This is a genomic window from Geoglobus acetivorans, assembly GCF_039641995.1.
Lineage (GTDB): Archaea > Halobacteriota > Archaeoglobi > Archaeoglobales > Archaeoglobaceae > Geoglobus > Geoglobus acetivorans.
This window is the reverse complement of sequence record NZ_CP087714.1, coordinates 958,594-973,381: the sequence shown is the minus strand read 5'-3', so window position 1 is coordinate 973,381 and position 14,788 is coordinate 958,594. Positions and strand designations below refer to the sequence as shown.

The 14,788-nt window shown below is 46.1% G+C and carries 13 protein-coding genes and 1 tRNA gene; 9 read left to right on the top strand and 5 right to left on the bottom strand.

The window, feature by feature from the left end; translation table 11 throughout:
* The first annotated feature begins 153 nt into the window (after nt 1-153).
* The 4 genes from LPQ35_RS05730 to LPQ35_RS05715 all read left to right on the top strand — a co-directional run bounded on the left by LPQ35_RS05730 (nt 154) and on the right by LPQ35_RS05715 (nt 4,208).
* On the top strand, nt 154-816 hold the full coding sequence (locus LPQ35_RS05730; protein ID WP_193807712.1) for a DUF4350 domain-containing protein: 663 nt from the start codon (nt 154-156) through the stop codon (nt 814-816).
* A gap of 142 nt (nt 817-958) precedes the next feature.
* The gene (gene gyrB / locus LPQ35_RS05725) at nt 959-2,821 is read left to right on the top strand and encodes a DNA topoisomerase (ATP-hydrolyzing) subunit B (protein ID WP_193807711.1); all 1,863 of its coding nucleotides are present in this window, start codon (nt 959-961) and stop codon (nt 2,819-2,821) included.
* A gap of 2 nt (nt 2,822-2,823) precedes the next feature.
* A complete protein-coding gene (locus LPQ35_RS05720) occupies nt 2,824-3,684 on the top strand; it encodes an ARMT1-like domain-containing protein (RefSeq protein ID WP_193807710.1) in 861 nt (286 codons plus the stop codon).
* On the top strand, nt 3,681-4,208 hold the full coding sequence (locus LPQ35_RS05715) for a cysteine-rich small domain-containing protein (RefSeq protein ID WP_193807709.1): 528 nt from the start codon (nt 3,681-3,683) through the stop codon (nt 4,206-4,208). The genes LPQ35_RS05720 and LPQ35_RS05715 overlap by 4 nt, the downstream gene beginning before the upstream one ends.
* Here LPQ35_RS05715 and LPQ35_RS05710 read toward each other — a convergent pair.
* The gene (locus LPQ35_RS05710) at nt 4,153-5,208 is read right to left on the bottom strand and encodes an iron-containing alcohol dehydrogenase (RefSeq protein WP_193807708.1); all 1,056 of its coding nucleotides are present in this window, start codon (nt 5,206-5,208) and stop codon (nt 4,153-4,155) included. The genes LPQ35_RS05715 and LPQ35_RS05710 overlap by 56 nt on opposite strands.
* A 54-nt stretch (nt 5,209-5,262) precedes the next feature.
* Nucleotides 5,263-5,691: a thioredoxin fold domain-containing protein gene (locus tag LPQ35_RS05705; protein WP_193807707.1), complete on the bottom strand. Its 429-nt coding sequence runs from the start codon at nt 5,689-5,691 to the stop codon at nt 5,263-5,265.
* 74 nt (nt 5,692-5,765) lie between these two features.
* On the opposite strand from LPQ35_RS05705, the gene LPQ35_RS05700 reads away from it, so the two are divergent.
* The 3 genes from LPQ35_RS05700 (at nt 5,766) to LPQ35_RS05690 (ending at nt 10,663) form a co-directional block, all read left to right on the top strand.
* Entirely contained in the window at nt 5,766-7,850 is a 2,085-nt protein-coding gene (locus tag LPQ35_RS05700) for a DEAD/DEAH box helicase (RefSeq protein ID WP_193807706.1), read from the top strand.
* A gap of 99 nt (nt 7,851-7,949) precedes the next feature.
* A complete protein-coding gene (locus LPQ35_RS05695) occupies nt 7,950-9,413 on the top strand; it encodes an AMP-binding protein (protein WP_193807705.1) in 1,464 nt (487 codons plus the stop codon).
* Between the two features lie 2 nt (nt 9,414-9,415).
* Entirely contained in the window at nt 9,416-10,663 is a 1,248-nt protein-coding gene (locus LPQ35_RS05690) for an acyl-CoA dehydrogenase family protein (protein WP_193807704.1), read from the top strand.
* On the opposite strand, the gene LPQ35_RS05685 is transcribed toward LPQ35_RS05690, so the two are convergent.
* Entirely contained in the window at nt 10,654-11,817 is a 1,164-nt protein-coding gene (locus tag LPQ35_RS05685) for an MFS transporter (protein WP_193807703.1), read from the bottom strand. The two genes, LPQ35_RS05690 and LPQ35_RS05685, sit on opposite strands and share 10 nt — an antisense overlap.
* On the bottom strand, nt 11,805-13,163 hold the full coding sequence (locus LPQ35_RS05680) for an aminotransferase class V-fold PLP-dependent enzyme (RefSeq protein ID WP_193807702.1): 1,359 nt from the start codon (nt 13,161-13,163) through the stop codon (nt 11,805-11,807). The genes LPQ35_RS05685 and LPQ35_RS05680 overlap by 13 nt, the downstream gene beginning before the upstream one ends.
* Before the next feature lie 85 nt (nt 13,164-13,248).
* Here LPQ35_RS05680 and tatC point away from each other — a divergent pair, with 85 nt between their 5' ends.
* On the top strand, nt 13,249-13,986 hold the full coding sequence (tatC, locus tag LPQ35_RS05675; RefSeq protein ID WP_203218999.1) for a twin-arginine translocase subunit TatC: 738 nt from the start codon (nt 13,249-13,251) through the stop codon (nt 13,984-13,986).
* A gap of 84 nt (nt 13,987-14,070) precedes the next feature.
* Nucleotides 14,071-14,142 (top strand) — tRNA-Ala (locus LPQ35_RS05670).
* Nucleotides 14,143-14,448: 306 nt separating this feature from the next.
* On the opposite strand, the gene LPQ35_RS05665 is transcribed toward LPQ35_RS05670, so the two are convergent.
* On the bottom strand, nt 14,449-14,787 hold the full coding sequence (locus tag LPQ35_RS05665; protein WP_193807701.1) for a DUF555 domain-containing protein: 339 nt from the start codon (nt 14,785-14,787) through the stop codon (nt 14,449-14,451).
* Between the last annotated feature and the right edge of the window lies 1 nt (nt 14,788).

The following is a 14,788-nucleotide window of genomic DNA, read 5'->3' as shown; positions in this document are numbered from 1 at the left end:
TATCAGTTTCCAATTTCGATGTCGGATTTCGTGTGGCACCATCCAGCAGGAGCACATTTCCATAAAAACCCACAGAGAGCATAACACATAACAGGATACTGGAAAGGTCGAGAGCTAAAAAAATCTTTATTTCACAAACCAAAAAAACCACCCATGAACCACATCAGAGCTGTTGCGATCATCATTCTGGTTACTTCATCGCTCGTTCTCACCGGCTGTGCAGATTACGGGTCAAGGGATAAAGTGGTTATTTTCGATGTTGCTCACAGACCCATCTTCAGCCAGTACTCAGAACTAAAGAAGATATTCCAAGAAAGTGGCTTCAGGGTCGTCGATGGGGGTGTCGAGGACCTCAACGGTGCCTCTGCATACATTCTCATGGGTCCGGCACACAAAGTGGACGAACAGGAAATCGCTGAATTTGTCAAAAACGGTGGCATCCTTTTCATCGCCATACACATACCACCATCCAATCTGGAAAGTTTACTGAAAGAGTTTGGATTTGAGGTCGAGAAAGAGCCGATAAAGAGAGAGATTGTTACGGGCATCCCGCTTGTCGAGCACCCTCTCACGTCCGGAATAGAAGAAATCACCATGTACGGGTGCTTCAGAGTCAGCAACCCGATCATAGGTGAGAAAAAAGAGACCATGAGCTTCTCGTCAGAAAAGGAGATGGGAATCGTAGGGTTCGCAAAATACGGAAAGGGATTCATCATAGTCGCAGGAGATGATGCTGCATTCACTGACCAGCATATTGACATCTCGGACAACAGGAAGCTCATCCAGAATCTTGTACTTTTTATTTCCAACATGTAGTGAGCAGCCAGCCATTATAAGGAAACCGCAGACAAATCAAGGTCATAGCATTGAGAACTGAGGTTGAGATTTGAACAAAATAAATTTTTAAACACTCCCATTCAGTTTTCTCAGTGATAATTCTCATTCACGAGGTGAACATATGGAGTATTCTGCCGAGCACATAGAGGTTCTAAGCGACCTCGAGGCCGTTAGAAAAAGACCTGGAATGTATATAGGAGGCATTGGGATTAGAGGGCTCCACCACCTGCTGTGGGAAGTGGTGGATAACTCGATAGATGAAGCGCTTGCAGGTCACTGCAACCGCATAAAAGTCATTCTGCACGAGGACGGGAGTGCAAGTGTTGAAGATAATGGTAGAGGAATTCCGACGGAAATGCACCCTCTCGGAAAGTCGGCTCTGGAAATCGTGCTTACCAAGCTGCATGCTGGAGGAAAATTCAGCAAGAAGGCTTACAAGGTATCTGGAGGACTGCACGGAGTTGGCATATCCGTCGTCAATGCTCTTTCAGAATGGCTTGAGGTTTACGTGAGGAGAAACGGGAAGATTTACTTTCAGCGTTACGAGAGAGGGAGACCGGTAACGGAACTTAAGATTCTCGGAGAGACAGACGAAACCGGGACTCTTGTAAGATTTAAACCGGATGAGGAGATTTTTGAAACGACAGAATTCAGATATGATATTGTAGCCCACAGACTCAGAGAGCTTGCTTTTCTGACAAAGGGTGTCAGGATAGAATTTATAGATGAGAGAAAGAACAAAAGAGAGGTATTCTATTCGGAAAATGGAATACTCGATTACATCAAAGTCCTGAACAAGACAAAACCAAAACTTCATGAGCCGATTTACATTCAGGAAGGTTCCAACAGTACCGATGTTGAAATTGCAATCCAGTTTACAGATACCGACCATGAGGTTGTTCTCGCCTATGCCAACAACATCCACAACGACGAGGGCGGAACACACGTTATCGGATTCCGAGCAGGACTTACCAGAGCTTTGAACGAGTACGGCAAAAAGAAATTGAAAAAATACACTCCCCTTTCCGGGCTGGATATAAGAGAAGGTCTTACAACAATAATCTCCGTTAAGCTCCCTGAACCACAGTTTGAAGGTCAGACCAAGACAAAACTCAGCAACAGCGAAGTCAAGAGCATTGTTGAAAGTATTGTTTACAGAAGGGTGCTCGAGTGGCTGGAAGAACATCCGGACGATGCAAACAAAATAATTGAAAAGTGTCAGACAACAAGGAGAGCGAGGGAGGCTGCGAAAAGGGCAAGAGAGCTTGTTAAAAGGAAAAGCGACGTGGCAACCCTGCCGGGAAAACTCGCAGACTGCTCATCGAGAAATCCGGAGGAAAGAGAACTCTTCATAGTTGAGGGGGAGTCCGCTGGAGGTTCTGCAAAGCAGGCGAGAGACAGGAGATTTCAGGCCATACTCCCAATAAGAGGTAAAATCATAAATGTGGAAAAAGCAGGAATGGTGAAGGTCCTCAAAAATCAGGAAGTAAAAGCAATAATTTCGGCTATAGGGGCAGGAATGGGAAATGAATTTGACATAAACAGGATAAGATACGGCAAGGTCATTATCATGACGGATGCAGATGTCGACGGCGCCCACATAAGAACCCTGCTTCTCACGTTCTTTTACCGTTACATGCGACCCCTGATTGAGTACGGGCACCTCTATATTGCCCAGCCCCCGCTTTACAGGGTCAAGAAAGGCAAGAAGACGTACTACGTGTATTCCGATGCCGAGCTTGAGGATCTGATGAAGAGAATAGGCAACGCAGATGTGCAGAGATACAAGGGTCTTGGAGAGATGAATCCAGAACAGCTGTGGGAAACAACAATGAACCCGCAGAACAGAGTGCTGGTGAAGGTTGCGCTTGAGGATGCTGCAATGGCTGAGGAGCTCATCACAGTCCTGATGGGAGAGGACGTCGAGGACAGAAGAAGGTTTATCATGGAGCATTCAAAGGAAGTGAGAAACCTGGATGTGTAACCATGAGAATACACGCAAGGTGTCCGAGCTGTCTGCTCAATAGAGTCTATCAGGAATGTCGCTACATAACAGATGATGAAGACCTGATCGGCAGGATAATGGAAAGAGCGATGGAAATCGTTCTTGAGGAGTACAGAAAAAAGGGCGTAAATGCTGTATCTGCAACAAGAGTACACAGGGAAGTTTACAGAATGCTTGGTACCCATGACCCGTATGCTGACGTGAAAAAGATAGCAAATGAACAGGCAATGAACGCACTGCCAGTAGCAAGAAAATACATTGAAAATGGAGACAGGTTCAGGAACGCAGTCATAGCGAGCATAATAGGAAACAGCTTCGATTACGGGGTTCTCGGACATGAGGTCAACGACGGCGAATTCGAACTGTACTTTGAAAGAGAGTTTAAACGGGGGCTTGCCATCGACGACACGGATGAAATCCGGCACCTGGCAAAAGGAAATGTCGTTTACCTTGCAGACAATGCTGGAGAGATCATCCTCGACAGGTTGCTTGTTGAGGAGATTAAGAGACTCGGAGGTTTTGTCAGCTTTGTTGTAAGAGGAAAACCGGTTTTGAGCGACGCCACAATGGAGGATGCAAGGATTGCCGGAATCAGCGAGGTGGCTGATGAAATACTGACAAACGGAAAGGGCGCGATAGGCATAATCGAAGAAGAGCTGCCTGAAGACACGAAAGAAAGGCTCGAAAATGCAGACCTAATAATTTCCAAGGGTATGGCGAACTACGAATGTCTTTCAGAAGGCGATTACAGCAATGTGGCGTTTCTGCTCAAGGCAAAGTGTGAACCGGTTGCAGGAGATGTCGGAGTGAAGGTCGGAGACATGGTGGCGATGCTGAGATGAACCTCAGGGAGAGGACGCTTAAGGAGCTTTTCCAGACCCTGTCCGGTGTTGAAAAAGAAGAATGCGAGTACTACCCGTGCCACTTTGATGGACAGGATTGCTCTTTCTGCTTCTGCCCGTTCTACCCCTGCCTGATATACGAGACTGGAGGGAAGTTCAAGGACGATAAGGTGTGGAGCTGTGTCGACTGCCACTATATCCATAAAAAAGAGATTGCTGATGAAATAAAGCTCGAGTTTTCATCATATCCATTCCAGATTCTTGCTGAGGAGGACTGGTTTTTCTTCAACGAAATACTCCAAAACCTCCTTTTCAAAGAAGTGAGGTGGAAAAAGTCCGGAAAGGCTTTAACACTCTACGACGAAAATTCAGAAGAGTGGTATTTGATAAAGCTAAGAGGATTCGAAATAGAGAGGATAGAAAAAGGAAAACTCGAAGAGCTCAGCCAGTATGAAGGGATTCTAATCCCTAAGCAACCCCCGTCTTTTCAACGGCAAGCTCCAGCTCATCCCTTCCAGCGTTGATATCTTCCAGAATCGTATACCTCTTCTTACGGATCTGTCTTGCAAATAACAGCGCCTCAACCACCTGTTCCTTCGTCACCCCAATTTCCCTTGCGGTTGTTGGTGCCTGAACGCTTTCAAGGGCATCTTTTACAGCCTCCCAGTCTCCCGTGCCATAGTATTTCTGATGCAGATACTCCATGATTATTGCCCCAATACCAACCTGTTCTCCATGCAGTCCCTGCCCGTATCCGAGGTAGTCGAGGGCATGACTGAATTTATGTTCCGCCCCGCTTGCTGGTCTGCTTGACCCCGCAATGCTTATCGACACACCGCTCAGAACAAGCCCCCTGACAAGCATCTCGAGGGTTTTCAGATTCTGGATGTCAAGACTGGCAGACTTTATCATCAGATTTGCAGGCATAACAGCCATCGATGCGGCAACCTCGCTGTATGCCTCTCCTGTTTTATCCCTCGACAATTCCCAGTCTCTGACAGCAGTTATGTTGGATATGAGGTCTCCAAAGCCTGCCCTCAGATACCTCACAGGACTTTTCCTAAGAATTGTAAGATCCGCAAGTATTATTGCCGGGGGATTTACAGATAACGATGCAGGCCGGTTCTTTTCCTTGAAACTTGCAACTGGTGAAGCCACACCATCGTGGCTCGCAACGGTTGGAATGCTTATGAAGGGTACATTTAATTCGGATGCAAGAACCTTTCCAACGTCGAGAACCTTGCCCCCACCTATGCCCATAACCGAGTCGATGTCGCTGTAAGCCATGCTGAATTCAAGCTTTCTGACCTCCTCCATACTCGCAGTCTCGACAAAGAACACATCCAGCACGCTGCCCCTTATTTTTTCCCGAATCTTCTTTCCTGCAAGTTCGTAGCTTTTCCTACCGCTAAGCAATACAGTGTTCGACAGTCCTGAGAGCTCCATTACCTGAGCGACTTTTTTTCTCGCACTTTCACTGATTTCCACAAAACTCGGTATTTCAGCAATTTTTGTCAGCCTCATGAGGAGTCACCGGAAATGCCAGATAAAATCAGGCAACGATGAAATAAAAATTTTTCAGATGTCAAGAATTTTCTCAAGCTCCTCTTTGGTTACAAATCCTGACCAGCCATTGACAGGAACACCATCAGGAGAGAAGATAACAAACGCTGGATAGCCGAAATCCCCTCCAAAAAGCTTTGCAATACGCCTTACATCCTCAACGTCCTTTTCAGCATTAACAAGTGCGGGAATGTATTTGGATTTGAGTTTATCCATCAACTGCTTATCGCTGAAAACCTCAACTTTCATTTTTTCGCAGTAAACGCAGGTATCGGAGCTTACAAAAACAAACACCATTTTGTTCTCTTTTTTAGCAAGTTCCAGAGCTTTTCCAAGACTGTACCATTCACTTTCATCAAATGAACCTGAATTCGGCAGAATTCCGTACGCTATGAGAGCCAGACCGGCAACTATGAGGGCAGAGGATAAGAGGGTTTTGTTCATGTCCAGTCCTAATCTAACATTTTTAAAAAAGTTTTGCGAAACTGCTATAAAATGAAAAAACGAACAGCTGGAAAATGGACGTCGGAGAGCTTGAACCATTCATCTCGAAGTTCGGAGTCGATGTGTTGAGGAAAAGGGGAATAAACGAACTGTACCCTCCACAGAAGGAGGCCGTCGAGAAGGGCATTTTCTCAGACAGGAACTTTGTCATAGCCATACCAACTGCAAGCGGCAAAACCCTGATTGCCGAGCTTGCAATGGTTCACGAGACCATTAAAGGAGGAAAATGTCTCTACACCGTCCCGCTGAAAGCCCTCGCGAGTGAGAAATTCAAGGAATTTAAAAAATGGGAGGAAATTGGACTGAGAGTTGCAGTTTCCACGGGAGACTACGAGAGCAAAGACGACTGGCTGGGTGAGGCAGACATAATTGTAACGACGAGCGAAAAGGCGGATTCCCTCATCAGAAACCAGGCAGGATGGATAAGAAACATAAGCATGCTGGTAATTGACGAGGCACACCTCATAGATTCCGCCAGAAGGGGAGCAGTTATAGAAATTCTGGTCGCGAAGCTGAGAAAAATTAACCCCTCTGCAAGAATTATCGCGCTTTCTGCAACAATTCCCAACGCGGATGAGATTGCAGAGTGGCTTGGTGCAGAACTTCTGACCAGCGAATGGCGGCCCGTTCCTCTTTACGAGGGAGTATTTTATCCCGGAAAAGTTCTGAGGATAAACGACGGTAGAGTTACAGAGATAAAAGCCGGAAAAAGCCTTGAAAGCCTTGTTAAGGAAACCCTTTCAGACGGCGGTCAGGTTCTCATATTCGAATCCACGAGGAGATACACGGAAAGTCTCGCGGAAAAACTCATCCCTGTTGTCAGGGAATATTCAGACGAAAATCCTGAACTCTCCGAGGATATTCTGCTTGAAAATGATGGAGAGATGAGCAACAAACTTGCCAGATGCGTTAGATTCGGGACCGCTTTTCATCATGCAGGTCTGCTCGGATATCAGAGAGAGATCGTTGAAGAGGGTTTCAAAAAAGGCAAAATAAAGGTCGTAACCGCAACGCCAACACTGGCTGCTGGAGTGAACCTACCTGCAAGGAGGGTCATAATCAAGGGAATAAGAAGATACGAATCGGGAATCGGAAACGTGTTTATCAATGTTAGCGAATACAAGCAGATGGCTGGAAGAGCCGGAAGACCAGGGCTTGACAGCCATGGTGAGGCTCTGATAATATCAAAAACGAAAAATGAGGCTCTTGAGTTGATTAAGAGATTCGTGATGGGAGAACCTGAAAAGGTAATCTCCAAGCTCGGAAGTGAAAACCATCTGAGGTTTCACACTCTCAGCATTATAGCCGAAGAGATTGCAAACAGCGAGGATGAAATCGAGAATTTCTTTTCCTCAACGTTCTTCGCACACCAGAACGAGTTCACGATGAAGTGGGAAATAAAGAGGATACTTCTCCAGCTCGTTAAATGGGACTTCGTAAATGCCGATGGAAGTCTTGTCGCAACAGAGATTGGAAAGCTTGTATCCAAGCTGTACATTGATCCATTAACAGGCTTCATATTCAAAGAAGCCGGAAAAAGGTTTTCCGAGCTCACAGATATGGCAATCCTCCATCTGATATGCAGAACACCGGATATGGAGCTGCTCTACCTCAGAAAAAGCGACGACTGGATAGAAGACGAAGCCGGGTTTTTCAGAGAGGAGCTTACGTATTTTCCCTCTTACTACTCTGCAGAATATGACTGGTTCCTTAAAGAATTCAAAACTGCGCTCATGCTCTACGACTGGATAAACGAGAGAGATGAAGACATTATCTGTGGAAAATACGGTATCGCTCCTGGAGACGTCAGAAGGATCGTCGAGACTGCCGAATGGCTCCTGCATGCACTGACAAGGATGTTCGAGTTCATGGAGAACCCGATGACCACAAGAACTGCAAGGCTCGAAGAAAGGGTAAAGCATGGAGTGAAAGAAGATCTCGTCGAGCTTGTAAAGCTGAAATGGGTCGGAAGGAAAAGAGCAAGGAAACTGCTCAATGCAGGAATAAAAAACATTGAAGATCTCCATGAAAAGAGAAATATTGCTGAAAGACTCATTGGCAGGAGAATCGTTGAGAAGATACTTGAGGATACCAGCTGATTCACATTCTGCTGAATTTTTCAGTCTCCCCGGTATGCTCCAGGTTGTAAATTATTGATTATAACAAATGTTAAATACTGGCAGTATACCTTTACGTCCATGAGAACTTTTGGCAACCTGCTGGAGAGGGCCTCGAAACTATTTTCGGATGTCGAGGTTGTGGGCCCAGAGGGCAGAACAAACTACAGGAAGCTTTTCGAAGATGTTTTGAAACTTGCTGGCTGGCTCAAGGGAGAACTCGGTTTGAAAAAAGGGGAGGTTGTTGCCGTTGCGGACTGGAACACTCTCGAATTCATGAAGCTCGTGTATGCCATTCCGATCGCAGGTGGAATTGTTTATCCCGTAAACATCAGGCTTCCTCCTGAACAGATACTGTACACTCTTGAAAAATCAGATGCGAAGACCCTGATATTTTCCAGAGACTTCGAATTGCTCACCAAAAAATTTGAGGGCAGACACATAAGCATTGACGAGGTTGGAAGGGGAGAGAAAATACAGGATACGACAGAACAGCAGGACGATGCGGTTATAATGTTCACCAGCGGTACCACCGGTCTGCCCAAGGCAGTGAAATACAGCCACGAGAAATTCATAGATGGTGCTTTGAGCATCGCCACCCAGCTTACAACCCAAGAAAGTCCGGCAAAGCTAACCCGGAATGATGTCATATTCCCTCAGATTCCAATGTACCACATAGTCTCATGGGGTTCAGTTTTCATAGCCCCTTACCTGGGACTGAAACTGGTTCTCGGAGGGAAATTTGAGCCGGGTACAGTGGTAGAGACAATAAAGAGTGAAGGGGCCACATGGATAAACGCCGTTCCAACGATGATACACATGCTCATTGAGAGCAGTCAGGACTTTGGCGGCATCAAGGCTCTTGTCGGAGGGAGTGCAGTTACGAAAAAGCTTGCAGAAAAGATGAAAGAACGAAACATAGAGTTCTCAATGATATATGGAGCTACAGACATGCTTGCAGCCTCAATTTCGATCTACACATCTTACACCAGAAGCGAAGATATGCTGAGGGAAATCACTCACCCAGTACCATTTGCAGATTTTAAGATAAGGAAATTCGAAAACTCTGACATGGGGGAAATCCTCTTCAGGGCGCCCTGGCTTCCGATGGGATATTACAAGGACGAGCAGAAAACAAAGGAAAGCTACACAGAAGACGGGTGGTTCATCACCGGAGATATAGGCATAGAGATGCCGGATGGTGGCATAAAGATACTCGACAGGTTCAAGGATGCCATAAAAAGCGGTGGAGAGTGGATCCCCACGAGCATTCTGGAAAGCGTGATTTCAGAGATTGAAGGTGTGGAGCTCGTCGCCGTTGTTGGCAAAAGGGATGAAAAATGGGATGAAAGGCCAGTGGCAATCATAAAAGCCTACAAAGAAATTGAAAAAAGTACCGTCACAGAATACCTCAAAAAGGCTGCTGAAGAGGGGAGAATAGCTAAATGGTGGATTCCAGACGAAATCGTATTTGTGGAGGACATGCCCCTTACAAGCACAGGTAAAATAAGCAAGCTTGAGCTTAAAAACAGACTGGGGTGGTAGCGTTGCTGGAGAACAACTTTTTCCTTGACGAGGAGATTGTAAGGCTGAGAGAGGAGGTAAAGGAGTTTGCAAGTTCTGTGGATCCGGAACTGCTCAGGAAAATGGACAGGGATGAGGTGGATTACCCCCTCGACTTCATAAGAGATGCGGGGAAAAAAGGCCTTCTCGGACTGAGGTTTCCGGAGGAGTATGGAGGAAGAGGATTAACCTGGCTTGCAGAAAGTGTCGCTGTTGAGGAGGTTGGCGTTCTTGGAATGGGGCTTGGGTGTGCATATTCAATGATCAGCATTGTGGGAGAAGCGATCTATCGCTTTGGTCAGGAATGGCAGAAGGAGGAATTTCTCAAGTCAATCATAAAGGGAAAGAAGATTGCCGCAGAAGGACTTACGGAGCCGAGAGGGGGCAGTGATTTCTTCGGCACGACAACAAGAGCCGAAAAGAAGGGCAACAAATGGATCCTGAACGGAGCAAAAAGATTCATAGCTGGTGGAAAGGTAGCTGATTTCTACCTCATATACGCAAGAACAGACCCAAACGCCCCTGGACACAAGGCCATGACTGCTTTTCTGGTTGAAAGAGACATGGGGGTTGAGATCGAAGACCTGCACAACCTCATGGGGTTCAGGGGAATGGGTACGGCAAGAATAGCATTCAACAATGTTGAGGTGCCGGATGAGTACAGGGTTGGCGAGGTTAACAACGCAAGGGTGATATTCAACAGGATGATGATTCCTGAAAGGTTGACATCCGCTGCAGGAGCTCTGGGACTTGCAAGAGCAGGTATCGAAATCGCCATGAGATATTCTGCCAAGAGAAAGGCATTTGGAAGAAAAATAAGAGAGTTTCAGGGTGTGAGCTTCAAAGTTGCTGAAAGTGTGGCAAAACTTGATTCTGCCAGAGCGCTTGTTTACACGGCGGCGAAGGCCGTTGATGAATACGACGCTGGAAGAAGCAGTATGGATCCGAGAAGACTTGTAAGCGAAGCCAAAATGATTGCAACAGACTTTGGATGGGAGATCATAAACAACGCCATGCAGATTCTCGGAGGGATTGGATACACCCAGGTTTACCCTGTCGAAAGGATGCTCAGAGACATGCGTCTTGCCCCGATCTGGACGGGAAGCAACGAAATCATGAAGCTCCTGATACAGCATGAAGCATACAAGATGCTCGACATACCATCAAAGGACAGAGACTACGAAAAGGACGCGATGGACTGGTATAAAGAATTTGAAAAAGTTTATGAATGATCTTTTTTCATTTTTCTGTCATCTGGGAGGATCATCGTAAAGAAGAAAGCAATGGTTACGACTGAAGCCAGGAAGGTGAAGTAGGCCCTTGCACTGTAGATGAAGTATGGAGCTATGAACATCAGCATAACCGATATTGCCCTGCTAACGAGCCCGACAAAACCTGTTGCACTACCCTGTATTCTTTTTTCATGGAAGTAACCTATCCAGTCCATTATCAGGGGATACGCTGGAAGCATAAGCAATCCCGCAAGTCCAAGAAAGACAAAGACCAGTAGCTTCGATGGCAGAATGGCGAGTATGACAAAGAATCCGGCTATAAGCGGAACCACCCCTCTCATGTACCGGGTTCTTGCATTTTTAGCTGAGATGAAACCGGGAATTGCTGCCACGCCAACGAGACCAAGAACGATCGAAACTGCAACTGCATCTCCTGCAATCTCACCGAGCTTCACGGATTCGAGAGCCGGCTGGAGCCATGTTGCAAGGTTGTCAAATGCAGCAACTCCAAGTCCGAGGATTATTCCGATTATCCACAGGTCTTTTCTTCCAACAACGTCAGAAAACCTGAAAGCACGCCGGTCGACTGGGACTGAATCAAGCACCCTGTAGCCAGAAACGAAAAATGCAAAGCCGATAGCCGAGAGCAGAGCAGGGGGCATTATAAGGGCGAACAAGCCGCCATCTGCGTAAAACTCATACCCCACCAGGAGGGAGAAAACTGTGCCGAGATACATGGAGAGGCTCAGCACTGATATGACCACAGACCTCCTTTCAGCATACATCCTCGAAGCGAAGGGAACGAACGCATTCAGAAGGAATGGCTGGCCTGTTGCAGAAAAAAGCTGACACAGAAGGAGCCAGAAATAATTTGTGTGATCCAGAAGCCTTCCAGCACCACCGATGAACGTCATAACCGTGCCAAACAAAAGCCACAGTCTGAAGTTTCTGTCAAGAAGAATTCCAGAAGGAACCGTGAGAATCAGAAAGAAGAGAGGGTAGGTTACCGCCAGATAACCAACATACTCTGCAGGAACTCCGAGATTCTGGGCAACCAAAGTCGTTACCGGAGAGAACGTTACCCAGATTGCCTGAGAGGCAAATGTTATGAGCACGAGGCCCGTAAGGAGTAAGGTCTTTCTCACCGATACCATCCCACTACCAGCTCCTTGACGATTTCATTCGCTATTTCTTCGTCCAGCTGCTCAAGAAGAAGCGGTGCCATGCTTGAATCAATCTTCCCTTCCCGGAACTCATTCAGAAGTTCCTGAAGCTTACCTTCTGCAATCTTTTTGAAAAGCTCCTCAGCATTAATAGAACTTCTCTCGTTCACAGCATCACCTGCATCTCTGACGAAATCTTCTGCTGTCTCATCGTGCACGGGTGAGACTGTCAGGTGAATGTTTGGCTTTATACCGTATTTCTCCACACCCTTCTGAAGATGGAAGTGCCATCCTCTTTTTCTCATACCCTCCATGAAACCGAGAATGTCGACACTCTCGTTGTAAAGGGAGAGCACCTGAGATTCGATGGGGCCAACGCTTTCAAAACCGAGGTCTCTCATTCCCCTGTAAATTTTATCCCGTGCTGAAAGGATTTTTCTGGCAAGGTTCAGATAGCCATCTTTCCCAAGGTACCTCATTACGGCAAACGCAGATGCAAGCGGACCCACTGACCTTGAAGACAGCACCGCCGGATTGACAAAAACGTAGCCAGGATTTGCAGTATCAACGAAAATGGCATGCTTTTTCAGCTCAGTATTTCTGAAAATTACGGATGAGGCACCCTTGGGCGTGTATCCATACTTGTGTGCGTCTATCGAGATCGACGTAACTCCATCTACTCTGAAATCGAATTTTTCCACTTTTTCCCCAAGTTTTTCAAAGAAGGGCAGTATGAACCCTCCCAGACAGGCATCAACATGAAGCAGCACATTGTTATCCTCAGCAATTTCAGCCACAGCTTCGACCGGATCAACAGTCCCGTATGGCCAGTTTGGTGCCGACAGAGCTATAAGGGCAGTATTCTCATTTACAGCAGAGTTTACAGCATCCACATCTGCCTTGCAATTTTCATCGATGTCAACCATTCTGACTTTCAGACCAAAATAATGGGCGGACTTGATAAAAGAGGGATGGATAGTAAACGGCACAACCATTTCTGGGGTGCCACCACCATTCCTCTTTCTGAAATAATTCCTCGCCGAGAGAACGGCAAGCATTATGCTTTCTGTCCCGCCATACGTAAACGTTCCTACCGCATTTTCATCTGCATTGAGAAGAGTTTTGCAGAAGCTGATCACTTCCCTTTCAAAGAATATTGCGCTCCTGAACACCGTGAAGTCGAGGATGTTTTTGTTGTAAAACCTCTTCAAAACTTCAAGAGCCAGTTCTCGCAGCCTTTCATCACCCGTCTCATATATATAGGCGAAAAGCTTTCCCGAGTGCGGGTCTATGTCCACACCATCAAGTTCCGAGAGAAGGTCTTCAATTTCTTTCATGAATAATCGATAAGAAATTAATCATACTTAAATTTTAACTGCAGTTCAAACACTTTTTATACTCTAAAGTGAAACAGCCAGACAGATGTCAGACCAGATATCAGAGATTACCGTAACAGAGGTCGCAGAGGTTCTTGCAAATTTAAGAGTGAAACTGATGAGGATTTTCATAATCATTGCTATCGTCTGGGGAATATCTTTCGCCACACTTTCAAACGTGATAATAGAGAAAATAAAAATGGATCTCCTCCCGGAAGGGGCCGAGCTGATTTATCAGGCTCCGCTTGAGGTGATGATGCTCAGACTGAAAATATCAATAATCCTCGGTGTTGTGGTTGCACTGCCCTACATAGTTTACCTGACATATCAGACTCTCAAGGAAAGGACGGAACTTCTGTCAAACATTGAACTTACACGGGCAAGAGTTATCATCTATGCATCCCTCGCCGCAATTCTTTTCATATCAGGTGTCGCCTACGGATACGTCCTGATGCTGCCGCTCTTTCTTCAGTTTCTGTATGAGAGTGCACAGGGTCAGGGAGTACTTGCCATGTACTCGATTTCTGAGTTCATCAGCTTTGTCGTCATGATGCTGGCCGTATTCGGGTTGATATTTCAGATGCCGCTCTTCATGTACGTTACCGTCAAAAACGGGCTTGCCAGACTAGACACCTTCAAATACTACAGGAGACATTTCTACATAATCTTCTTCACGCTGGCAGCAATAATAACACCTCCTGACGTGTTTACCCAGCTCATGGTCGGTGTCCCAATGGTTCTGTTCTTCGAAATAAGCCTGATCATCGTAAAGATTTTTGCATGATCCCCTATCGGGAACGGTAGATGTTCAGCACAATCAAAATCAAACCCGCAATATATATTAATCCGAAACCCTACCAAACCTTAGGGGCTCGTAGCTCAGAGGCAGAGCGCCGCATTCGCAATGCGGAGGCCCCGGGTTCAAATCCCGGCGAGTCCACTTTAATTATTTTATGTTCAAAAAGAAGACAAGCAGAAAACAGATTATCAAAATTTTGGGAGAGTGAGTTGCTGAAAAATACGGTGCAATAGCTACTTACGACAGAGGACTGATGAGAGATGCAGAGAATCTTGGACTCTCGATTTTTCCTGACTGAATGAAATCAGAGTATCCTCCATCAGAAACTTTCATCTTTACCTTCAGCCAATTATTGATATCCTCGGCATCATGACCAGCAAAAAGTAGTTTGTAATTTTTCAATCAGAAAAAAAATGGTTTGAATTACTTTGCTCAGCAGCAACTAAATCAAATCCCCCTCACCTCTATAACCTCCAGTGGAACCCTCTGCAGTCTCTTCCCGATCTCGGATTTTGCAATCTTTGCGGCATGCTCTTCGCTCTGAGCGTTGAAAACCTTCATTTCAAAAATTAGTCCAACGAGGGCCATTCCTGCCACCATGAAAACACTTTTCAGCGGGCTGTTGCACTGCGGACACTCGGTATCCCCAACATCGATCTCCACAAAGTCCAGATCGGGCGTGAGCCTCTTTCCAGCCTCCGCAACAGCAATGTTCATGGCGTCGGTTACGCTTTTTGCTTTCCTCACAACCCATGCACCCTGAAGAACAACAAGATAATCCGGCATG

Bases quoted from the DNA above. Each gene is read 5' to 3' on its own strand.
- tatC (WP_203218999.1), top strand. From the start codon at position 13,249: ATGTCAGACCAGATATCAGAGATTACCGTAACAGAGGTCGCAGAGGTT.
- LPQ35_RS05720 (WP_193807710.1), top strand. From the start codon at position 2,824: ATGAGAATACACGCAAGGTGTCCGAGCTGTCTGCTCAATAGAGTCTAT.
- LPQ35_RS05665 (WP_193807701.1), bottom strand. From the start codon at position 14,787: ATGCCGGATTATCTTGTTGTTCTTCAGGGTGCATGGGTTGTGAGGAAA.
- LPQ35_RS05730 (WP_193807712.1), top strand. From the start codon at position 154: ATGAACCACATCAGAGCTGTTGCGATCATCATTCTGGTTACTTCATCG.
- LPQ35_RS05700 (WP_193807706.1), top strand. From the start codon at position 5,766: ATGGACGTCGGAGAGCTTGAACCATTCATCTCGAAGTTCGGAGTCGAT.
- LPQ35_RS05685 (WP_193807703.1), bottom strand. From the start codon at position 11,817: ATGGTATCGGTGAGAAAGACCTTACTCCTTACGGGCCTCGTGCTCATA.
- LPQ35_RS05715 (WP_193807709.1), top strand. From the start codon at position 3,681: ATGAACCTCAGGGAGAGGACGCTTAAGGAGCTTTTCCAGACCCTGTCC.
- LPQ35_RS05705 (WP_193807707.1), bottom strand. From the start codon at position 5,691: ATGAACAAAACCCTCTTATCCTCTGCCCTCATAGTTGCCGGTCTGGCT.
- LPQ35_RS05680 (WP_193807702.1), bottom strand. From the start codon at position 13,163: ATGAAAGAAATTGAAGACCTTCTCTCGGAACTTGATGGTGTGGACATA.
- LPQ35_RS05695 (WP_193807705.1), top strand. From the start codon at position 7,950: ATGAGAACTTTTGGCAACCTGCTGGAGAGGGCCTCGAAACTATTTTCG.
- gyrB (WP_193807711.1), top strand. From the start codon at position 959: ATGGAGTATTCTGCCGAGCACATAGAGGTTCTAAGCGACCTCGAGGCC.
- LPQ35_RS05710 (WP_193807708.1), bottom strand. From the start codon at position 5,208: ATGAGGCTGACAAAAATTGCTGAAATACCGAGTTTTGTGGAAATCAGT.